At 32.7% G+C, this 22,041-nt stretch carries 18 protein-coding genes, 1 tRNA gene and 1 riboswitch; of the genes, 6 read left to right on the plus strand and 13 right to left on the minus strand.

Annotation, left to right across the window (positions count from 1 at the left end):
• Positions 1-15: 15 nt before the first annotated feature.
• The 11 genes from typA to M663_RS0102920 all read right to left on the minus strand — a co-directional run bounded on the left by typA (position 16) and on the right by M663_RS0102920 (position 13,319).
• Positions 16-1,839: a translational GTPase TypA gene (gene typA / locus M663_RS0102860; RefSeq protein WP_029687857.1), complete on the minus strand. Its 1,824-nt coding sequence runs from the start codon at positions 1,837-1,839 to the stop codon at positions 16-18.
• Positions 1,840-1,956: 117 nt separating this feature from the next.
• Positions 1,957-3,096 carry a C40 family peptidase gene (locus tag M663_RS14485; RefSeq protein ID WP_009052630.1) on the minus strand — a complete coding sequence of 380 codons (1,140 nt, stop codon included), beginning with the start codon at positions 3,094-3,096 and terminating at the stop codon, positions 1,957-1,959.
• A 5-nt stretch (positions 3,097-3,101) separates the two neighbouring features.
• Positions 3,102-3,232, minus strand: a riboswitch (cyclic di-AMP (ydaO/yuaA leader).
• 157 nt (positions 3,233-3,389) lie between these two features.
• A tRNA-Leu gene (locus tag M663_RS0102870) sits at positions 3,390-3,474 on the minus strand.
• A 717-nt stretch (positions 3,475-4,191) separates the two neighbouring features.
• Positions 4,192-4,740 carry a hypothetical protein gene (locus M663_RS0102880; protein ID WP_029687859.1) on the minus strand — a complete coding sequence of 183 codons (549 nt, stop codon included), beginning with the start codon at positions 4,738-4,740 and terminating at the stop codon, positions 4,192-4,194.
• Between the two features lie 274 nt (positions 4,741-5,014).
• Positions 5,015-6,598, minus strand: a complete 1,584-nt coding sequence (locus tag M663_RS0102885; protein ID WP_029687860.1) for a peptide ABC transporter substrate-binding protein — start codon at positions 6,596-6,598, stop codon at positions 5,015-5,017.
• A 19-nt stretch (positions 6,599-6,617) separates the two neighbouring features.
• The gene (locus M663_RS0102890) at positions 6,618-7,652 is read right to left on the minus strand and encodes a nicotinate phosphoribosyltransferase (RefSeq protein WP_029687861.1); all 1,035 of its coding nucleotides are present in this window, start codon (positions 7,650-7,652) and stop codon (positions 6,618-6,620) included.
• Positions 7,653-7,727: 75 nt separating this feature from the next.
• The gene (locus M663_RS0102900; RefSeq protein ID WP_029687862.1) at positions 7,728-8,288 is read right to left on the minus strand and encodes a lytic transglycosylase domain-containing protein; all 561 of its coding nucleotides are present in this window, start codon (positions 8,286-8,288) and stop codon (positions 7,728-7,730) included.
• A 19-nt stretch (positions 8,289-8,307) separates the two neighbouring features.
• Positions 8,308-8,904 carry a dephospho-CoA kinase gene (coaE, locus tag M663_RS0102905; RefSeq protein WP_029687863.1) on the minus strand — a complete coding sequence of 199 codons (597 nt, stop codon included), beginning with the start codon at positions 8,902-8,904 and terminating at the stop codon, positions 8,308-8,310.
• 10 nt (positions 8,905-8,914) lie between these two features.
• Complete coding sequence (gene polA, locus M663_RS0102910; protein ID WP_029687864.1) at positions 8,915-11,533, minus strand: DNA polymerase I; 2,619 nt, start codon at positions 11,531-11,533, stop codon at positions 8,915-8,917.
• A 65-nt stretch (positions 11,534-11,598) separates the two neighbouring features.
• The gene (locus M663_RS0102915) at positions 11,599-12,747 is read right to left on the minus strand and encodes a DUF4349 domain-containing protein (protein WP_029687865.1); all 1,149 of its coding nucleotides are present in this window, start codon (positions 12,745-12,747) and stop codon (positions 11,599-11,601) included.
• Positions 12,744-13,319 carry a sigma-70 family RNA polymerase sigma factor gene (locus M663_RS0102920; RefSeq protein ID WP_029687866.1) on the minus strand — a complete coding sequence of 192 codons (576 nt, stop codon included), beginning with the start codon at positions 13,317-13,319 and terminating at the stop codon, positions 12,744-12,746. Before M663_RS0102920 ends, M663_RS0102915 begins: the two co-directional genes overlap by 4 nt.
• Before the next feature lie 205 nt (positions 13,320-13,524).
• On the opposite strand from M663_RS0102920, the gene M663_RS0102925 reads away from it, so the two are divergent.
• From M663_RS0102925 to M663_RS0102940, 4 genes are all read left to right on the plus strand, one after another.
• On the plus strand, positions 13,525-15,264 hold the full coding sequence (locus M663_RS0102925) for a sensor histidine kinase (RefSeq protein ID WP_029687867.1): 1,740 nt from the start codon (positions 13,525-13,527) through the stop codon (positions 15,262-15,264).
• Positions 15,236-16,003, plus strand: a complete 768-nt coding sequence (locus tag M663_RS0102930) for a LytTR family DNA-binding domain-containing protein (RefSeq protein ID WP_029687868.1) — start codon at positions 15,236-15,238, stop codon at positions 16,001-16,003. Before M663_RS0102925 ends, M663_RS0102930 begins: the two co-directional genes overlap by 29 nt.
• Positions 16,004-16,136: 133 nt before the next feature.
• Positions 16,137-17,933: a carbon starvation protein A gene (locus M663_RS0102935; protein WP_029687869.1), complete on the plus strand. Its 1,797-nt coding sequence runs from the start codon at positions 16,137-16,139 to the stop codon at positions 17,931-17,933.
• A gap of 18 nt (positions 17,934-17,951) precedes the next feature.
• A complete protein-coding gene (locus tag M663_RS0102940) occupies positions 17,952-18,245 on the plus strand; it encodes a CC/Se motif family (seleno)protein (protein WP_029687870.1) in 294 nt (97 codons plus the stop codon).
• Between the two features lie 15 nt (positions 18,246-18,260).
• Here the strand turns inward: M663_RS0102940 and M663_RS0102945 are convergent, their stop codons facing one another.
• Entirely contained in the window at positions 18,261-18,788 is a 528-nt protein-coding gene (locus tag M663_RS0102945) for a hypothetical protein (protein WP_029687871.1), read from the minus strand.
• A gap of 115 nt (positions 18,789-18,903) precedes the next feature.
• Here M663_RS0102945 and M663_RS0102950 point away from each other — a divergent pair, with 115 nt between their 5' ends.
• Together M663_RS0102950 and pdaB are read left to right on the plus strand one after the other, a co-directional pair.
• A complete protein-coding gene (locus M663_RS0102950; RefSeq protein WP_029687872.1) occupies positions 18,904-20,223 on the plus strand; it encodes an amino acid permease in 1,320 nt (439 codons plus the stop codon).
• Positions 20,224-20,428: 205 nt separating this feature from the next.
• Positions 20,429-21,541, plus strand: coding sequence for a polysaccharide deacetylase family sporulation protein PdaB (pdaB, locus tag M663_RS0102955; RefSeq protein WP_029687873.1), 1,113 nt, complete (start codon positions 20,429-20,431; stop codon positions 21,539-21,541).
• A 14-nt stretch (positions 21,542-21,555) separates the two neighbouring features.
• Here the strand turns inward: pdaB and M663_RS0102960 are convergent, their stop codons facing one another.
• Positions 21,556-21,978, minus strand: coding sequence for a PspC domain-containing protein (locus M663_RS0102960; protein WP_029687874.1), 423 nt, complete (start codon positions 21,976-21,978; stop codon positions 21,556-21,558).
• Positions 21,979-22,041: the final 63 nt, after the last annotated feature.

Below are 22,041 nucleotides of genomic sequence, written 5' to 3' on the forward strand. Positions count from 1 at the left end.
GCCAAAAAGGCTCCCTTATTTGTTGTATTTTGCACTTTTATATCTTTGTTGAGAATCCAAAATCTTTTTTCGTATTCTAATGCTTTGAGGAGTAACTTCCACTAATTCATCATTATCTATAAACTCTAATGCTTCTTCTAAAGACATCTTTTTTACAGGTGATAACCTCAAAGCTTCATCCGCCGTTGCAGACCTTAAATTTGTCACATGTTTTTTCTTACATACATTGACATCAATATCTCCACTTCTTGAATTAACTCCCACAACCATCCCTTCATACACTTTTGTACCTGGCTCTATAAAAAGTGTCCCTCTCTCTTGAGCATTGTAAAGGCCATAAGTTGTCGCAACCCCAGTCTCAAAAGCTATAAGAGCGCCTCTCGTACGAGAAGGAATGTCTCCTTTGTAAGGTTCATAATCATAAAAGACAGAAGTTATTATGCCATTTCCTTTTGTATCTGTTAAAAATTCAGACCGATACCCTATTAAGCCTCGTGTAGGTACTTTAAACTTAAGCCTTATAGTTCCTGGCTTTAATGTGTGCATATCCATCAATTCAGCTTTTCTCGGTCCTAATTTTTCCATTACAACTCCCATATATTCTTCAGGAATATCTATTGTCAAAAGTTCAATAGGTTCCATTTTTACTCCATTTATTTCTTTAAAAATCACTGTAGGTTTAGAAACCTGCAATTCATACCCTTCCCGTCTCATAGTCTCAATTAAAATAGAAAGATGCAGCTCTCCTCTTCCAGACACCTTAAAAGAATCAGTAGAATCTGTTTCTTCAACTCGTAACGCGACGTTTGTCTCTAACTCTTTAAAAAGCCTTTCTCTTAAATGTCTTGAAGTAACGTATTTACCCTCAGTTCCAGCAAAAGGACTGGTATTTACACTAAAAGTCATAGAAACTGTAGGCTCTTCTATTCGAACAAAGTCTACCGCTTCAGGATTATCCTTATCTGCAATGGTCTCTCCAATCTCAATATCGCTTATGCCAGAAACTGCCACAATATCTCCCAAGCTTGCTTCTTCTACTTGCACTCTTTTTAGTCCTTCAAACTGATATAGATTATTTATGTGAACTTTTTGTATTGACCCATCTCGTTTACATATGGCCGCTTCTTCCCCTGAAATTATTTTCCCTCTAACTACTTTTCCAATGGCAATTCTCCCAATGTAATCATCATAATCTAAAGTAGTCACTATAAGTTGCAATGGTTCCTCAATATCTCCTATTGGTGCAGGAATATAATCTAAAATCGTATCAAAAAGAGGTCTCAAATCATGAGATTCTTCATCTAAACTTAATTTTGCTATACCTTCTTTTGCAGAAGTGTAAACCACAGGGAAATCGATTTGGTCATCATTTGCTCCTAATTCAATAAATAAATCTAAGACTTCGTCAATAACCTCCTCTGGCCTTGCATCAGGTCTATCAATTTTATTTATAACAACTATAGGTTTTAAATCTAGTCCCAAGGCTTTACTTAACACAAAACGGGTCTGTGGCATAGGTCCTTCAAAAGAATCCACCAGCAAAAGTACCCCATCTACCATTTTTAATACTCGCTCTACTTCACCGCTAAAATCTGCATGTCCTGGTGTATCAACTATATTTATTTTCACATCTTTATATCGTATAGCGGTATTTTTAGCAAGAATTGTTATGCCTCTTTCTCTTTCCAAATCATTAAAATCCAAGATTCTTTCCTCAACTTTTTCATTTGACCTAAAAATACCGCTTTGTTTAAGCATGGCATCAACCAAAGTAGTTTTTCCATGATCAACATGAGCAATAATGGCTATATTTCTTACATCTTCTCTTACAAATTTCATAAGGTATCTCCTTCCATAAAATAGGCTATATCGCGTATACAGTATTATATGATATATCAAGGAATAAAAATAGTCAATATAAAAAAGAGCACTCCTTGGAGTACTCTTTTTTTATGCTTATCTTATAACGCGTCGTGCTGTAGTATAATGGTCTTTATAATATCCCGAAGTTATATTACTTATTATCACTTTTCCAGCCCCTGAAGAGCTGTGTATAAACTCACCATTGCCTATATATATTCCTGAGTGATTTATCACACTACTTCCCAAAGTTTTAAAAAATACCAAATCTCCTGGTTGAAGGTTGCTATAACTTACATATTCTCCTACAGTAGATTGGTCCTTCGCCGTTCTTGGTAAATTAATATCAAAATTCTTAAAAACATATTGAACAAAACCGGAACAATCAAACCCTGCAGGAGATGAACCTCCATACACATACTTGGTTCCCAAAAGAGATTTAGCAAATTCTATAAGCTTGTTTACCACACTTCTATCTACGTCTCCTCTTGATACAATCGTTTGTGTTCCTACTGATAAATATTGGCCATATATCCAACCTTCTCTTCCATCTGAAAGCCTTATATTGTACCATCCATTTTGATTTCCTAATACATCCACTTTTGTATTTTTTGTAACTTGTGCTATCACATTGGCAGATATATTACCTGCACTTCTCACATTTACTACACTACCTGTTACTATGCCAACAGCTATTGGTGTTCTATTAACACTTCCTCTTGATACAGTAGTATCTACACTTTTTACTGCTAAATATTGACTGTAAATCCATCCTTCTTTGTTGTTAGAAAGTCTTACTTTGTACCAATCATTTTGCTTTCCTAAAACATCTACTACAGTATTTTTTGCAAGTTGTGTTATTATGCTTGCAGATAAACTGGCTGCACTTCTTACGTTCACTCTACTACCGGTCACAGTACCAACTCCTGTTACCGGTGCATTTTGGCCATTAACTAATGCTAAATACTCTCCAAAAACCCAACCTTCTTTTCCATCTGAAAGCTTAATCTTGTACCATCCATTTTGCTGATCTAACACAGTCACAGTATCATTTAAATTTAGCCGTGTAATAATGCTTCCTGATAAACTGCCCTGCGTTCGTACATTTACATAATTTCCCGTAATCTTTCCAACTCCCAATCCTTCTGCAAACGCTGGGTTCAAAAAAGAACTACCAATCAGCGTCGCGCCAAACACAGAAATTCCAAAAATCATCTTTCCTATTCGCTGATCCACTGCAAATCTCCTTCCTTTATTGCCTCCGGAGTTAGCTGTCGGGTGCGGGACAGAAGGTATCCCTACTGCAGCTTCACTGCAGATTAACCCCAAAAAGCGGTTCCTCCGTACCTTTCGGATTCGGCAAGATTGCATATTTTGTCCTTTTGTCTTATCTTATCATATCCTACAGTCAAAGTCAATGTTTACATTACATTTTCTTAAACTTTTTAATCTTTTTTTAATATATTTTATAAAAAATTAATAATTTGTGTGACAAAAAAATAAAAGGCTTAACGCCTCTTTCTCTTTTATGGTGCGGAGGGTGGGACTTGAACCCACACGGGAAACCCCATACGCCCCTCAAACGTACGCGTCTGCCAGTTCCGCCACCACCGCACGCTTTATTTAATTTCGTCACACTATGAATTATATAATCTTTTTAGGTCAGTGTCAATACCTATTTTTAATCAAGTGTTATTATTCTGTGATATTGTCATATTAAAAGTATTCTGCGATAATGTCAGTATATGAAGGGAAGAAATTAATATGACAAAGAGAGAAATTTTGTCAATCTGAAATTTAGATTTAACCTCTAATTTATTTCTTATTCTTTCTTACTAATTATAAAAATTAACGAATACCCTGATACAACAGCTAGTGCATTAATGATATACTCTGATATATATACTAGATAGAAAAAATCTAACGAAACAGGGTAAAAATAGGAAAAAACTATGATAACTAAAGGTAAAATAAAAGTTAATAGATATTTATAATTTATCTCCCATTTACCTTTTTTCTTAGCTTCACTCAAAAAAAAGGGAATGGTTAATAATATCCCTAAAACAAAATAAAAAATTAGATTGCTCCATATAAGTATTATTCGGTTATATGTAATTTCCGAAATACGGATCATCTTTTGAAGTAATAGGTTACTTACAATTAAATAAGTATATATTAACAGTATAAAAACTATCTTAAACTTTATATTTTCTTTTTTCATTAACAATCTTCCTTTCTTTCATAAATAAAAAATGAACGCCTCTATGTTATTGTAATATATTTCAATTCTTTTTAGTTTTTTGAATATTTTAATTACAATTTCACTTTTATTTAATATCCTTTTACATATCCATTATTTAACATCAATACCCATTCGCTACTGGTTCCTCGATGAAGTGTTACCCATGAAGTAGAACCATATCCATGCGAAATATCTGTTCTTACAGGTAGCCATCCGTAACTTGAAAGATTGTAGTAATAATAGTTAGATGTTGGATAAAAATATTTTGTATATGATACTAATTGCTTAGGATATCCTTCGTATCTTCCATTTTGTGATACATACACTTCCCTACTTGATAACCACACAGTGGGATCTTCTACTATCCAACCTCCAGATACGGCAGTTAAGGTTATGTGTTCATATCCATTTATATCGTATGTTTCCCAATAAATTGTAGAATAAGCTTTCACACTTAGACTAGGATCCCAAGCACTTTTGTAATTACTACCACTTCCTACTGCGCTTGGATTTATAGAAGCATCCGGTTTTAAATTATCGTTGTTTACATCTAGTATAAATGTTGTTTTGTACTCTCTAACAATTCCTGAGCTTATTTCGTAAACAGATAGTAGCTGGGTTGTATCTAATGATTGCACATATTTTTCCTCATTTGTTTGTAAATTTTTAAATACCCATACAGCAGGTTGCTTTAATTTTAAATCCGTAACTCCCTCTTTAGCACGTTTTGTTAAAAGATTTAAATCACTAATTTCTTTGTGTTTTTCTATTATTTTGATATTATCTTTGTCTAAAAGAGTACTTCCAAATGCTGTACTAACTAGAGATGTAATTAATAGAACCCTTGAAATATCTTAAATCAAAGTTTTTACGGTATGCTTGTTTTTCTTTAAATTCTACGATAATTTTACACTACTTTTTTATATACCATTTTTCTATATTATAAAAAACATCAAAACCAGTAGGGTCCACAACTTTTACATTGTCATATGCCATAACTGCTCCTTCAATATAGAAAAGGCCAATTATGGGTTGTTCCTCTAAAAAAACTTGTTCCAAAGCCTGATAATCTGTTTTTAAAGAATTTTCTTCTGAATCATAAAAAATTCTACTATATATTTCATCAACTTTAGAATTACTATAACCCATAAAATTGTCTTTGCCTTTTGTCATAAACATTGTAAACATATCTTGATTATAACTTAAATTCCACTCCATTAACGCCAAATCAAATTTACCTGAATATACAGAACTCAGTAAATTGTCCCAATCTTTTGGTACAATGTTTATTTCAATTCCTACATCTTTTAAATTATTCTTTATAATTTGAGCAACTTTAATCAAATATGGATTATTTGCATTTACCAGCAAATCAAATTTGAGCTGATAAGTTCCATTGCTCCTTATCCCTTTAACTAAATTCCAACCACTTTCCTCTAATATTTTATTTGCCTCTTTTATATCGTAACTATGAGATACTATTTTATTGCTATAAAGCCATGAATCAGGACGGACCGGAATACATGACTTTAACCCATGACTAAAATATACTTCTTTCAAAATTTTGTCAACATCTATTCCATAACACATCGCTTTCCTGACATTTGAATCTTTCAAAGCTGAATTTTGATAATTAGGAGCCATAAATACATAATCTTGCATAACATATTTGTAAATATTTACATTTGAAAGTTCTTTATACTTATCCCAGTCTATGTCATTTAAAAAAGTAAAATCTGCTTCTTTGCTTTGAAAAGATGTTATCATAGCATTTTCATTAGGCACAATTTTAAATACTATACTATCTATATAAGGTTTGTCGCCTCTATAATAAGGATTTCTTTCAAAAATAACTTCTCTGCCAACGCTGTAAGAAGATATCTTATATGGCCCTGTACCGATAGGTACAATATCTTTATTTAAAATATCTTCCTTACCTTTATATTGATGCTCTGCTAGAATAGGAAAAGTAAACAAAGCTATTGGGTTCGCAACAGGTTTATTTAGAATAACTTCAAATTCATAATCCCCGTTTGTCTTATAAGAGGAGAGATAGTTAATGAGAATGTCCTTATAAGGGCTTTTTACATCATTACTTTTAAAAGAATCAAAAGTAAATTTTACATCATTAGCCGTAAAACTTACTCCATCCTGCCATTTAACATTCTTTTTTAAATAAAATTTTATATTAAGTCCACTTATTTCCCAATTTTCTGCTAATTGAGGAACAGGCTTTAAAGTTTTATCCAAGGTAACTAATCCTTCTAATGACAAATTCAACATTTGTCTTACTCGTTCATTGTCATTTAAAAAAGGATTTAATGTATCAAAAGAAGTGATATTTATTCTTAAAGTGCCACCCTCTGCAGGCTTTTCTTTTTCAATATCAGTTTTATCCTCAGAGGTTTGCGGGAAATTTACCATATTTTGTGGAGTTGTTTTACATCCTGTAAAAATAAACATCAAAATGAAAGATAATATAATAAATTTTCTCATTAACTATCATCTCCGAAAACTATTTTATCTTTTTCAGCTTTTTATTTTCTATAATACCAGGAATTCTCCCTCTTTTAGCAATAGGTACTCCTTCCACTTCTTTTATATCCATTGTCATGTCAATAGGCTGAGCATCAGATATGTAACTTCCTACTCCAAAAGCATCTGCCCCACTTTCAGAAAGTTCTGCAATTCTTTCCGGATTCAAACCTCCAGAAACTATAATTTTTACATTTGTAAATCCTTTTTGATTTAATCTTTGCCTTAGTTCATACACTAAACTAGGTGTAACTCCTCCTCTTTCTGATGGAGTATCAAGTCTTATTCCGTATAACCTATCCCCTAAAAATTCAGCAACCCTCAACGCCTCTTCCACTTCGTCTTTAAAAGTATCAACTAAAATGGTTATCTTCTCATCAGGTGGAGTTATATCTCTGTAAGCTTTTGCCACTTCTAATGTATCTCCTGCAATCAAAAATGCAGCATGAGGCACTGTCCCTCTAGGGTCTTTCCCCATTAATTTTGCACCTAAAATACAGCTGGCATCATCTGCCCCTCCTACTAAAGCCGCCCTTTCCATCACAGGTGCCACAGCTGGATGTACATGCCTTGCACCAAAACATAATATTGGTTTGTCTTTGGCAACTTCTTTAAGCTCCCTTGCTGCTGTTGCCCAACCGGAAGAACTTGCAAGAATTCCTAATATTGCCGTCTCATAAATTCCAAACTCACTATAAGGCCCTTTTATCCTCATTACTGTATCTTTAGCTTCAAAAGTGTCCCCTTCTTCCAAAGACCATACTTCCACATTTTTGTCTTTAAGTAAACTCATTACTTCTGGTAACCCTGCAAAAACTCCTTTTTTTCTTGGAAATATCTCCGCTGTGACTATTTTATCTTGTACACCAAGATATGACAAAATATCCTGGGTTCTTAAAAAATACACATCTGTAGTCCATGCATTTTTTATTTCTTCATGAGTAGCTGAGAAAAACTCTCTATCCTTTTCAATTTTTACTTCATTTAAGTCTTTTAAATGCTTTAATAGTTTCATTTGTGTCCTCCCTTTTTATTTTCTTTTTTAACGATACTATTATACCAATTTTTCAGCTTTTTTTGTATATTCATATCAACTTTTAGTTTCATATATAAATTTATATATCTGATAAACTGCTAACACCTTTTTTATATATCTATTTGTCTCAGGATAAGGAACAGCATGTAGCTGTTTCCCATCTTTGGAAAATCTCTTGTCTTTAAGCCATGCACCTACATTTCCACTACCTCCGTTATAAGCTGCTACAGCTAACTGTATATTTCCATTAAAAGTTTTAAGAAGATAAGTCAAATACCATGTCCCCATCTGAATATTGTATTTAGGCTCAAAAAGCATATCATCGCTGTAGTTTTTTATCCCTACTTTATTGGCAATCCATCTTCCAGTATCTGGTAGAATTTGCATTAATCCTATAGCATTTTTGCTAGAAATTGCATCACTTTTAAAATTACTTTCTACTTTTATTACAGCAAAAATAAGATAGGGATCTACGCCATACTCTTTTGCGTAATAAACTACATAATTGTGGTATTTAAGGGGATAAATTTTTTTTAAAAAATAATGGGTATTTAGCTCCTCGGTGAGTAAAAGGCTTATTACAACCAATGCTATTACTATTACTCTCTTCTTCAAAGTTATTCCTCCGATATCTTTATGTTGCAAACCTTCCCCAAAATAGAGTAACTTGCTTTTCCATAGCCTTAAAATCCTTACTATTGTTTATTATAAAATCTGCATACTTCATCTTTTCATCCAGAGGCATTTGACTTTTTATGCGGTTTATCGCATCTCTGTAAGAAAGTTTATCCCTTTCCATAACCCTCTTTATCTGCGTTTTAGAATCTACCACCACAAGCCACACTTCATCTACCATCTTATACAACTTCATTTCAATTAAAAGAGCTGCGTCCAGCACAATAGCTTTTTGTTGATTTTTTTGCCTTTCTTCTTCAATCTTTTCTTTTATCCTTTCTATTATTATAGGATGGGTAATCTCATTAAGTTTTTTGAGCTTTTTCTTATTGGCAAATACAATGTTGCCCAGTTTCTTTCTGTCAATCTCCCCATCTTCTCTTAAAATCTCCTCACCAAAATATTCAACAATTTTATTATATGCCTCTGTTCCTTTAACCATTATCTCTCTTGAAACAAGATCTGCATCTATAACCACCGCCCCCAGCTTTTTTAAAAGCTTAGAAACCGTGCTTTTCCCTGATGCTATACCACCTGTTAGCCCAATTACTTCCATTTTTAACACCTCACTTGGCTAAAAACCAATTGGGTCCTACTCCGATTTCCACTACAAGAGGGACTTTTAATTGTACTACATTTTCCATATTATTTTTGAGTATCTTTTTTACGATTTCTACTTCATCTTTATAAGTATCCACTACAAGCTCGTCATGAACTTGTAATATAAGCTTAGACTTAAGTTTTAATTTTTTTAAATCGTTGTATACTTTAACCATTGCCATTTTTATTATATCAGCCGCACTTCCCTGTATTGGAGCATTCATTGCTAACCTCTCACCCTGCGACCTTTGAGTAAAATTTTTTGAGTTTATCTCAGGAATATATCTTCTTCTGTTCATTATTGTAGTCACATAGCCATTTTCTTTTGCAAATCGCACTATTTTTTCAATATATTCTTTTACTCCTTTGTATCTTTCAAAATAATTATTTATATACTCTTTTGCCTCTTTTCTTGATATTTTAAGGTCTCGAGAAAGCCCGTAATCGCTAATGCCATATATTATACCAAAGTTTACGGCTTTTGCTGCTCTTCTCATTTCTGGTGTAACTTTCTCCATTGGGACTTTAAAAACCTCCGAAGCTGTCCTTAAATGTATATCTTCATTATTCATAAAAGACTCTATTAGCTTCTCATCCCCCGAAACATGTGCTAAAACCCTCAGTTCAATCTGAGAATAATCAGCTGAGACAATATACCCATCTTTAGTCCGCGGAATAAAAGCTCTTCTAATTTGTCTTCCAAACTCTTCTCTTATAGGTATATTTTGTAGATTTGGTTCGGTACTGCTTATTCTACCTGTAGCAGTAACCATTTGCTTAAAATTAGAATGTACTCTATTGTTTTCATCCATGAGAGGCAAAAATCCATCTATATAAGTAGATTTAAGTTTTGTAAGTTGCCTATACTCTATTATATCACTGACAACATCATTATAAGGAACTAATTGCTCTAAAACTTCAGAATCTGTAGAATATCCTGTTTTTGTTTTCTTTATTACTGGTAAATTTAATTTTTCAAACAAAAATTCACTTAATTGCTTAGGGGAATTTACATTAAATTGATACCCTGCTTCTTTATAAATTTTGTCTAGTATTTCTGCTATTCTATCATCTATTTTTTGTGAAAGCTCTTTTAGTACCTCTTTATCTAATGTAAAACCACTTACTTCCATTGATTTTAAAACTTCTACAAGAGGCATTTCTATTTCCAATAAAAGTTTTTTCATATCCATTTCTTCAATAAAATTCATCAACTTTTCTCTTAAATCAAATAGATGCATACATCTACTGCAAATGTAATCAGCAAGTACATCTTCTCTTATTTCTTCAAGCTTCTTTTTATCCCTACCTTTGCCAAATACCTCTTCATAAGATGGAACATCCACCTTTAAATATTTTTTCAGCACACGGTCCAAATCATAGTTAGACTCAGAAGGATTTAAAAGATAAGCCATTATAGCAGTATCTATGTACTTGCTTTTACACTCTATTCCTTTATAAGAAAGCTTGACTAAAAAATCTTTTATTTCGTGGGTTGTAAATTCAAACTCTTCTTTTTGAAAAATCTCTTTTAAATCTTCTATTTGGAAAACATCAATATAAACAGTATCCTTTCCAAAAGAAAAAGCTATTTTCTTTATTTCCCCTTCATAAATTAAAGGATAAAAAGCAATATTTCTGCTGTCTTGCAATAAAGTTATTAATTTTCTTATATCTATTTTTGGCCATTTTTGAACTTTATGATTATTTACAATCTCTACATTATCTTTTTTCTTTATGCTATCAATCAAACTAAAGAATTCTAATTTATTAAAAATCTCCAAAAGCTTCTCCTCATTAAAGTCTTTTACTCTATATTCCTCAAAATCTATCTCAATAGGAATGTCTCTTTTTATAGTTGCAAGTCTTTTACTCATTACAGCTAATTCTTTATTATTTTCTATATTTTCCTTTATCTTACCTTTGAGTTGAGAAAGATTTTGAAGCAAATTTTCAACACTGCCAAATTCTTTTAAAAGTTTAATCGCTGTTTTTTCTCCTATATTAGGTATCCCTGGGATATTATCAGATTTATCCCCCATTAGCCCTTTTAAATCAATAAATTGATAAGGAGTTATTTCATATCTTTCTAAAACAGCCTTTTCGTCAAACTCTTCCATCTGAGTTATACCCTTTTTAGAAATCTTAACTTTCACTTTATCTGAAACTAATTGAAGCGCATCCCTATCTCCTGTAACTACAAGCACTTCCATTCCTTTTTCCTCTGCCAACTTTGAAATAGTACCTATGATGTCATCGGCTTCGTAACCTTCTAATTCTAAAGTCTTTATATTAAAGCCATCTATAATTTCTTTTAAAAGGTCTACTTGTTCTGCGAGTTCCTCAGGCATTGCTTGTCTTGTAGCTTTGTAGTCTTGATACTCTTTGTGTCTAAAAGTAGGAGCTTTTTTGTCAAAAGCTATAACTATGTAATCAGGTTTTTCCTCTTCAATAAGTTTTATAAGCATCATAGTAAAGCCATATAAGGCATTTGTATGTAATCCTTCACTTGTAGTAAGCATTGGCAATGCATAATAGGCTCTGTACATGAGGCTACTCCCGTCAATTACTAAAAATTTAGACATTAAATCACTCCCATTTTTATTTCTTTGTATTTTAATATACCGCAAAAAAAAGAAGATGTAAATTGTCATCTTCTTTTTTTGAAATAGATATACACTTTATACCCAATAAAAGCCAGTGCACCATAAGGTAAAACTATTACCAATATTATTATCAGCTTCTTTATAAAAAATATTAAAAAATTTACATTATTTATAAAAGCTAGTTTCATATCTCTACCGATTCCCTTAAAAGAAACTAGAGTCGTAGGTTGCTCAACCTTGGAAACCTCTTTTATTGAAAGATTTATGGTTCCTAGACTCGTAAGATTTTCCCATACTTTTAACTGTTCTTTCATTGATTCTATTTCGCTTCTTATCCTGTTTATTTCGGATTCTACTTCAAGCATTTCCTTGACTGTAGAAGCCTTATTCATAATGTCTTGAAGTTTTTGTTCCTCTATTTCTAAGTTTTTTAGCCTTGCTTTTAAATCATAATACTGCTCTGTAACGTCTTTACTATCTATTCTTAAAGCTGTTACTTTACCAAATTCTTTAATCTGAGAAATCACACTTTCAAATTTATCTTCCCGCACCTTCAAAACAAGATTTATCCTTTTGGTATTATCGGTAAATACGGTTTCATCAGAACTTTCAATAAAGCCTTCTGCTTCTTTTACCAATTTAAACACTTTATCATAACATACGTTGACATCTTCTACTTCTAAGGAGACGGTTGCATTTTTTGTAATTTTCCTTGAAGTTCCTGCTAGCAATCCTCTTTGACCAGTGATTGAAAACATATTAACTTCATTATTAATTCCTTCCTTTTTAGACAAATCAGCACTTTGAGTCATTTTGATATTGTTTAAAGGAGCACTCGATTCTATTCGTGAAGATTTATCAAATTTAAAAATATTTACTACAAATACTGTCATAAGTATGAAAGAAGCTGCAATAACTGCTACTGTTAACGTCTTTTTTAGCCTTTCTTTTTTCTTCTCTAAAATATTTTTCTGGTAAACCAATTTTTCGTGTATTTTTTTATTGAAATCTTCAGGTAGTTCTAAAGGAGGCATATTTTTTAAACTTTCTATTATATTTTTCTCCAGTTGATATTCTTTTCTGCAACTTTCACAGCTTTCTATGTGCTTTTCTAATTCTTCCTTTTGTGATACATCCAATTCACCATCTATATATCGGGGTATAAGTTGAAGTGCCTTTTTGCAATCCATCATACTTGCCTCCTTTCGTCTAATGATAAAAATTCTGGCAAAGACTTTATTCTCTCTTTAAGCAGATTCCTTGCTCGCCACAAGCGAGACTTTACAGTGCCTAAGTTTAAATTCATTATCTTGGATATTTCTTCATAGTTTAAACCTTCTATATCTCTTAAAATCAAAACCACTTTATAGTCTAGAGGAAGTTTGTTTATTTCCTTCATTACAATTTCTGCAGTTAATTTTTTATCTACCACCTCTTCAGGAGTTTCAAAATCTTTTACTTCATTTTCAAATTCTTCTATCTTTCTAAAATTACTTCTTTCCACATTTCTTTTTCTTAAATAATCTATAGCACAGTTTATAGCAATCCTATAAAGCCATGTCCTGAAACTGCTATTCCCTTTAAATTTTTTTATATTTAAATATGCTTTGAGTAACGTCTCCTGAGTGAGGTCTAGTGCTTCTTCCTTATCAAAAACAATTTTTAATATCACGTTGTATATGTACTTTTGATGCTCACTTGTGAGAATTTCAAAAGCCTCCACCTCTCCAGCTTTTGCCCTTTCCAACAACTCCTCCTGTCCCACCTTCTAACCTCCCTTTCATTTAATTTAGACGTAAAAAAATAAAACTTGTTCCCAAATATTAAGATGCAATATATGGAAAATATGTGTTGCAGGAAAAAAGTTATTTCTGTAGAATAAATATAATTAAGATGTATATTAATAATACGACATGTTGATTACTTTATCCTTCTAATTTAGAAAATTTTTGATAATGGAGTGAATAAATATGTATGAGCTTCTGATAATACTTGCAGAAAGGTTTAGCATAATAGCTCTTCTAGCTTTTGTGCTTTCTAAAGCGGAATTTTTCAAAAAAATAATCTATAACAGCCGCGTTACAAAAAAAGACCTTCTTTTGACTATGGTCATCTTTGGGGTAATAGGTATTGCAGGAACTTACGTCGGTGTACCTATAAAAGACGCTATTGCAAACTCAAGAGTGGTAGGTCCAATGGTAGCAGGTTTAATAGGAGGCCCTTTAGTAGGTTTAGGTGCAGGATTAATAGCAGGAGTTCACAGATTTTTTTTAGGCGGTTTTACAGCAATGTCTTGTGGTATATCCACCATTTTAGAAGGATTTTCTGGTGGACTTATAAGAAAATATTATAAAGGGGAACATGTCCCTTGGGAATTGGCATTTGTGGCGGGATTTATAGGTGAAGCTGTACAAATGTTAATCATTTTGGCAACTGCCAAGCCTTTTTTAGAAGCTTTAGAATTAGTAGACATTATAGGATTGCCCATGATGATAGTCAATGCTACAGGTATAGCTGTATTTATGATAATAATTAAATCTGTATTCGATGAAAAAGAACAAATTTCTGCTATGCAAGCAAAAATTGCCCTTGAAATAGCATCAAAAACTCTGCCGTACTTAAGAAAAGGATTGAATGAAGAATCAGCACAAAAAACAGCTGAAATAATATACAATTCCACAAATGTATCGGCCGTTACACTAACCGACAAAAAGAAAATTTTAGCTCATGTCGGCATCGCTTCAGACCACCATAAACCTGGTACATCAATACTCACACAAGCAACAAAAGAAGTTTTAAAAACTGGAAAAATCCGCATAGCCAAATCAAAAGAAGAAATTAGGTGTTCCCATCAGGATTGCCCTTTATCCTCTGCTGTAGTTGTACCTCTTTTTAAGTACGATAAATTGGTAGGAACATTAAAACTCTACAAAGGAGGAAGTAAATCGAGAAATAATGTCATCTCAAATACAGAAATTGAACTCGCTAAAGGATTAGGGCACTTAATATCTTATCAATTAGAAATTGCTGATGCAGAATATCAAAGAAAATTGGCCACTGAAGCAAAACTTAATGCTCTTCAATCCCAAATCAATCCTCATTTTTTGTTTAATGCTTTAAATACAGTCATATCCTTTATAAGAACAAAGCCTGATGAAGCAAGAGAACTTTTAATAAATTTAAGTGAATATTTTAGACACAATTTAAAAAATGTAGGAAAGTATGTCACTATTGAGCAAGAGTTAAATAATATCAATGCTTACTTATATATAGAAAAAGCTCGCTTTGGAGATAAACTAAACATAGAACAAGACATTGATGAAAGTGTAATGTCCTATTACATGCCTTCTTTTACCCTTCAGCCAATAGTTGAAAATGCTGTAAAACACGGAATTTTCCACAAAACTGAAGGCGGCACAATTAAAATAAAAATAAAAGACGAAAGAGATTACATCAGTTTTTGTGTAGAAGACAATGGAATAGGCATCAAAAAAGAAGAATTAAAAAATCTTTTAAAAAAAGGATTTGGCAAAGGTGCTGGAATAGGCCTTTACAATGTTAACGAGAGATTAACAACTATCTTTTGCAAAGAATGTTCTTTAGTTGTTGAAAGCGAAGAAAATTTTGGTACAAAAGTTTCTTTTAAAATACCCAAAGCTTATCTCAAAAAGGGTGATGCATATGACGAAGTTAAAAGCGTTAATTATTGATGATGAACAACCAGCAAGAGATGAACTCAAATATCTTCTTAGTGAGTATGAAGACATAGAAATTGTAGGAGAGGCTGACAACGGTCTTGCAGCGCTAAAATTAATAGAAGAATTAAAACCTGAAGTAGTGTTTCTCGACATAAATATTCCCAGAATAAACGGATGCGATGTAGCAAAGCACATCTCCACTGTAGGGAAATTGCCTTATGTAGTTTTTGTAACTGCTTATGATATACACGCAATAGAAGCTTTTGAAATAGGAGCACTTGACTATCTTTTAAAACCAATAACTCAGCATCGCCTATATAAGACATTAGAAAAAATAAGAACCTTTTATAGAGATATTCAGTTAAAAGAGCAGGAAGACTCTACTACAGAAATTAGAAGCAAAAAAATAGAAAAATTGGCTGTTGAAAAAAATGGAAGAATAAAACTCATCGATTTAGATGAAATAATTTTTGCAGAAGCTTATTCAGGGGACGTAATTGTAAAAACCAAAAACGATGATTTTATATACAAAGGGACAATAAAAAGCCTTGAAGAAAAGCTTAAAGAAAATGCCTTTTTTAGAGTTCAAAAAAGTTACATTGTAAACTTAAATAAAATAATAGAAATATTGCCGTGGTTTAAAGGCACTTACTGGGTAGTAATGGATGACGACAAAAAAACCCAGATACCTGTGAGTAAATCTCAAATAAAAGAATTGAAACTTTTGCTGGGTCTTGACAGGGATGTATAACCCTGTCTTTTCTTTTTATCACTATATATTTCTTTTCATAGTTTAATTTCTTCTTTTCATCTCAAATTGGCTGAAATCGTTTAAAATATATGTTAAATTTATGCTGAAATCTATTAACATGGGAGGTTTTTATATGAGTGCAATGGTATTAGTCATCATAGCAGCAAGCGTATACGCTCTGGCATACCGCTTTTACGGCGCCTTCATTGCTGCCAAAGTTCTTGCATTTGATGAAAACAGAACAACACCTGCCTATAAGTTTGAAAATGGCTATGACTACGTTCCAACTAACAAATGGGTCCTTTTTGGTCACCATTTTGCCGCAATAGCCGGCGCAGGACCTCTTGTAGGACCAGTGCTCGCTGCACAATTTGGCTGGCTACCAGGAGCTTTATGGATTTTAATTGGCGCAGTACTGGCAGGAGCAGTTCACGACATGGTAATACTTTTCGCATCCGTAAGGCACGATGGGTCTTCAATAATAGACATTACCAGAAAAGAAGTAGGTAAAGTATCAGGAGTAGCAACTGCAATAGCTGTTATTTTCATACTTGTAATAGCAATGGCAGGTCTTGCACTTGTTGTAGTAAATGCCTTATACAACAGCCCATGGGGAACATTCACAGTTGCTGCCACTATTCCTATAGCAATCTTTATGGGAATATACATGAAATGGATTAGACCTGACGATGTAAAAGGAGCAACAATAATAGGTGTAACCCTTTTGATATTGTCCGTTGTTGCAGGTCCTTACATTGAACACACCGCTTTAGCTCATTATTTAACATTTAACCAAAAAGAAATGACGATAATATTGGCTACCTATGGCTTTTTCGCAGCAGTTTTACCTGTATGGCTTTTGTTAGTGCCCAGAGATTATTTAAGCACTTATATGAAATTGGGAGTAATGCTTCTTCTCGCAATAGGCGTTATAATCGTAAATCCTACGATAAGAATGCCTGCTATAACAGAATTTGTCGCAGGCGGCGGTCCTATAATCTCTGGAAAAGTATGGCCCTATGTGTTTATCACAATTGCCTGCGGTGCTTTATCCGGTTTCCACTCACTTGTGTCCTCAGGGACAACTCCTAAAATGATAAAAAACGAAAAAGACATACTGCCTATAGCTTATGGAGCAATGCTGGCAGAAGGTTTTGTCGCAATGATGGCTTTAATCGCTGCGACAAGCTTAATTCCTGCTGACTACTTTGCCATAAACGTAACTCCTGAAGTCTTCCAAAAGTTGGGCATGAAAGTTGTAGATCTTCCAGTTTTATCGCAGTTAGTCGGAGAAAATGTAGCGGGAAGGCCAGGAGGTGCAGTGACACTTGGTGTAGGGATGACCTTTATCTTTTCAAAAATTCCATTTTTAGAACACCTTGGCGCATATCTTTACCACTTTGTAATACTGTTTGAAGCATTGTTTATACTTACTACAATAGACGCAGGTACCCGTATAGGTAGGTATTTATTGCAAGAAGCCGGTGGATTAATATACAGGCCTTTAAAAGATAGAAATTGGTGGCCAGGAATAATCTTAACTAGCTTTTTAATGTCTTTCGCATGGGGATATTTAGTATATGGCGGAAATATTTCAACAATATGGCCTTTGTTTGGAACTTCCAACCAGCTACTTGGAGCAATAGCTTTAGCTTTAGGAACTACTGTCATCATTAAAAAAGGAAAGCCACAATATATGTGGATAACATTAATTCCTTTCATATTTGTGGCTGCAACTACATTGTACGCTGCATACTTAAATATAGTTACCAACTATCTTCCAAAGGGTAACACATTACTTGTCGTACTTTCAATTGCAATAATATTACTTACCATAATTATTATAATAGATTCAGCTATAAAATGGTATAGATGGCTTAAAAAAGGAGAACTCACAAAAGAGGCAATTGAAGCAAGTGTATTTAATTAAAGTAGCTTTCGAAATGGAGTGTTTTATTTGAAAATCACTAAAGCTGCAAAAGAATATATACTCAAAAAAGGTGGCAATATATACATTAAATATCATGATATCCAAAATTGCTGTATAGAGCCTAACCTCACCCCAGAAGTATTTATTGGTATTCCAAAAAATCAAGAAAAATACTATATTGTAGGTGTTGACAAAATTAATGTATACGTAGACAAAATAATATATGAAAGGGAATTAGAAAATCTAACAATTGAACTTAAAAGTATTTTAGGCATAAAATATATTGCAATCAATGGATGGAAAGTAATTTAAAGCAGGGAAATTGCCTTATTGAGGCATTTTCCCTGCTTTCTTATTTAACTCTTTTATAAATTCCTCTCTTTTTTCTACAGAAAAAATAGCAGTGTCCACCCATCTTTTTAAAAAGAATAAATAATATACTCGAACTTTCTTTTTCAATTCTATCTTAACAAGACTTCTTTTAGCAAAAGCCATATAACAAGTATTTTTCAAAATACGCATTCCCCCTAAAGGAATGTCTTTTTCGTTATACTCTGAAATCGCAGATATATCGCTATATCTTATATGCATAAATCCTAAAATTCCAAATCTCAATATCAACCGGTCTTCATTTAACTCGTGAAAAGAATTAGCCAAAGATAGCAAAAAACCCGAAAATACCATTACTAAAAAAACATATAAAAACCACTCAACCAAAGTATCAAGTATATGAATCCTTTTTTCGTTTATATCAATAAAAACATCAAAAAAACTCACTAAAAGCACTGTGCAAATCAATAATATCAAAAAATATAAAAATGCTCTTTCTTTTTTTATAAAAGTCCTGTATTTCATCTCGCACCTCCTTCAACTTATAATATCGAATTTTACTATAGAATAATTAAATTTGCAATAATAAGCTAACACTAATTTGCCAATAATAATACTAACAATTTGCGGAGGTGTAAATATGGGAAAAGGTGAACTATCTGTCAACGAATTAGTTCTTATTGGCGTTGGAGGAATTTTGGGAGCAGGATTTTTCTTAGCCAGTGGCATTGCAATTCATACTGCCGGCCCTATTATTATACTTAATTACGTTGTATCAGCTTTTATCATGTCACAAGTTTTTTATGCACTGTCACAAATGATTACTTATAAACCGGTAGAAGGAACTTTTAGAGTATACGCAGAAGAAGCTTTGGGAGATATTGGAGGTTTTTTGAGCGGCTGGGTGTACTGGACAGCAGGAGTTTTCATCATGTCCAGTGAAGTAACTGCATCAGCTATATTTACAAAATATTGGTTTCCTAAAGTACCCTTATGGATTTTTTCTCTTATATATTCCGCTTTAGTTATAACTATCAATTTAACGGGAACGAAAAACTTTGGAGAAATTGAATCCTGGTTTTCTACTATAAAAATAGTGGCTTTATTTATTATAGTCATAGTAGGGATCCTTACAATAATGGGCTTTTTTACAAAGACTCCTACTATGGGAATTAAAAATCTCTATGTTCATGGGGGATTTGCACCTCACGGTATAAAAGGATTTTTAGGTGCAATGCTCATGTCACTAATCCCCTTTGGCGGTGTAGAAGTTGTAGCAATGTCGTCTGTAAAAACGAAAAATCCTCAAAAATATACTCCAATAGCTCGTAAATATATAGTCTTATTTCTTACAATATTATACATTTCCTCAATAACCCTATTACTAATGATAATACCATGGGACACCATCTCCATTAACGAAAGCCCTTTTATAAAACTTTTGTCCTTTACCAAAATTCCCTTTATAGCTTCAATAATGAATTTTGTAATACTTACGGCAGCTTTAACTACAATGAATGGCGCAATGTATGCCGTAACACAAGTCCTCTACTCTTTAGGACAAAGCAGGTTTGCTCCAACTTTTTTAACAAAAAAAACAAAAAGAGATGTACCCATATATGCTCTTGCCTTAAGTAGTTTTGGGCTTTTCATAGCAGTTATTCTTTCTTACATACTACCAAAGGACGTCTACGAATATATAACAAGCGCTACAGGGTTTGTACAATTTTTCAACTGGATAATAATACTCTACACATTTATAAAATACAAACCTGTCATGGGAAATACCTCATCTTCAAAAAAAGAATGGTTTACAATAATGCTGATAGGGATAGTATTGTCTTCCACATTGTTAATACCAAAACAATCTTTTGGATTTGTCGGAGGAATTATAATACTCCTAATAATCTTCTTTTTATATTATATAATTAAAAAACTTAATCTTTTTGACGTATGGTAAAAGTACTAATAATTTGTCATGTTTTTTGAAACTTTGCCATTCCTGTTACGTCTATATAATAATAGAAATCAAAAATAATTAAAATAAACCTCAAAAGTAAAATTAATTCCTCTAAATGTTACAAATTTGTAACATAAAATTAATTAATTATTAATAACTGATAACAGTTTAAATAGTATAATTGAAGCAACAAGGAGATGATTATATGGCCCCAAGAAGACTCCGCCAAAAAAATAGAAGTATAATTTATACACTTATAATAGTGTTTTTAATGTTAGTCCTCATTGGTTCAGTAGCTTTTGCCTATAAATATATATTTGAAGATAGATATGTACAAGTAAATTCTACCACAAAAATTTGGAACACACCATCTGACAAAGAAAAAAGTTCCTCCCCACCGCAACAACAACCTAATACTACCAAAAATCAGGAAGAAAATAATTTTAAACAAACTTCTTTAAACCAAAATCTTTTAGACCCTAATACTACAAAAGACACTAAAGTAAGTGATACTACAAATGGGTCACATGAGGAAAATATCTCTCCTCAAATTGATAATTTAGATAAAGATTATGGCATAAGTACTTTCATATTCAAATTGCTCAATAAATCTGAGATAGAAAAACTCTTTGGGCCTCCTATCCCTTTTAATAAAAGGGTTTTTGGTTACAACAAAAGTGCAGGTAAAGTAGTCGCTCTTACCTTTGATGACGGACCGATACCAGAATATACAGAGAAATATGTTGATATATTAAAAAGCATGGAAGTAAAAGCTACATTTTTTGTCATTGGCAAAAATGCTCAAAAACATCCTGACCTTCTAAAATATATTTTTGAAAATGGCAATGAAATTGGACTACATTCCTACAGCCACTTTAATATGTCGAAAATGAAGCCAGAGCAAATGGTAGAGGAACTTTACAAAACACAAAAAATTGTCGTTGAATCTACAGGAATAAAACCTACACTCTTTAGACCTCCTTATGGAGCTTTTAACAAAACTCTTTTAGAAATATCAGATGCATTGGGACTTCATGTTGTTTTATGGAATGTAGATCCAGATGACTGGCGAAACCCAGCAGTAGAAAGTGTAGTCAATCGGGTGATAAGTCACACAAAAAACGGTTCAGTAATTCTCATGCATGAAGGAAAAATTAATACTTTAGCTGCACTTCCTTTAATAATAAAAAAACTCAAATCTGAAGGTTATAGTTTTGTAACTGTATCAGAGCTTTTAAATTATGAAAAAAATAATATAGCAAATAGCAACCACGATCAGCAAAAAGACCAACAAAATGGCATAACGAAAGCAAATTAGGGAGCACATGCTCCCTATGTTTTTTTAAATAAAATCCATAAGCCAATTATAATCAGCAAAACCGGCCAAATAATTTTAAAACTCAACCAAGGTAATAATCTATTTAATAAAAGCAATACTCCCAAAATCACTAACACCCAACCTAAAACTTCATTTGTTTTGCTAGTTTTATCTTCTGTTTCTACTGCGTTATCTAGTTGCTCTCCGGTTTCTCCGGTTTTAGGCTCTTCATCTATAATTTTTCCCTTTAATTGATAAGGATTTTCTGGTATTATTATCCATGCAATTATATATGGAATCAATCCAAAACCGCTAAATATCGCCAAAAGGCAAATAAGCCTTACTAAAGTCACATCAACGTCAAAATACTCCGCTATTCCTCCACAAACTCCTCCTAACATTTTTTGTTCCCTGGACCTGTACAGTTTTCTACCCATATTTTAACCTCCAATCTAATTTATTAAATATACTATCTCTATAGCTTTGCAGATAAGTTTTTT

Origin of the sequence: Thermoanaerobacter sp. A7A, from assembly GCF_000445185.1 — a bacterium.
Taxonomy (GTDB): Bacteria; Bacillota; Thermoanaerobacteria; order Thermoanaerobacterales; family Thermoanaerobacteraceae; genus Thermoanaerobacter.

What these genes read in the sequence shown, in the direction of transcription:
- typA (WP_029687857.1), bottom strand. Translation starts at nt 1,839, where the DNA reads ATGAAATTTGTAAGAGAAGATGTAAGAAATATAGCCATTATTGCTCAT.
- polA (WP_029687864.1), bottom strand. Translation starts at nt 11,533, where the DNA reads ATGTCTAAATTTTTAGTAATTGACGGGAGTAGCCTCATGTACAGAGCC.
- M663_RS0102885 (WP_029687860.1), bottom strand. Translation starts at nt 6,598, where the DNA reads ATGAGAAAATTTATTATATTATCTTTCATTTTGATGTTTATTTTTACA.
- M663_RS0102950 (WP_029687872.1), top strand. Translation starts at nt 18,904, where the DNA reads ATGGGAAAAGGTGAACTATCTGTCAACGAATTAGTTCTTATTGGCGTT.
- M663_RS0102945 (WP_029687871.1), bottom strand. Translation starts at nt 18,788, where the DNA reads ATGAAATACAGGACTTTTATAAAAAAAGAAAGAGCATTTTTATATTTT.
- M663_RS0102960 (WP_029687874.1), bottom strand. Translation starts at nt 21,978, where the DNA reads ATGGGTAGAAAACTGTACAGGTCCAGGGAACAAAAAATGTTAGGAGGA.
- pdaB (WP_029687873.1), top strand. Translation starts at nt 20,429, where the DNA reads ATGGCCCCAAGAAGACTCCGCCAAAAAAATAGAAGTATAATTTATACA.
- M663_RS0102930 (WP_029687868.1), top strand. Translation starts at nt 15,236, where the DNA reads ATGACGAAGTTAAAAGCGTTAATTATTGATGATGAACAACCAGCAAGA.
- M663_RS0102890 (WP_029687861.1), bottom strand. Translation starts at nt 7,652, where the DNA reads ATGAAACTATTAAAGCATTTAAAAGACTTAAATGAAGTAAAAATTGAA.
- M663_RS0102935 (WP_029687869.1), top strand. Translation starts at nt 16,137, where the DNA reads ATGAGTGCAATGGTATTAGTCATCATAGCAGCAAGCGTATACGCTCTG.
- coaE (WP_029687863.1), bottom strand. Translation starts at nt 8,904, where the DNA reads ATGGAAGTAATTGGGCTAACAGGTGGTATAGCATCAGGGAAAAGCACG.
- M663_RS0102925 (WP_029687867.1), top strand. Translation starts at nt 13,525, where the DNA reads ATGTATGAGCTTCTGATAATACTTGCAGAAAGGTTTAGCATAATAGCT.
- M663_RS0102915 (WP_029687865.1), bottom strand. Translation starts at nt 12,747, where the DNA reads ATGATGGATTGCAAAAAGGCACTTCAACTTATACCCCGATATATAGAT.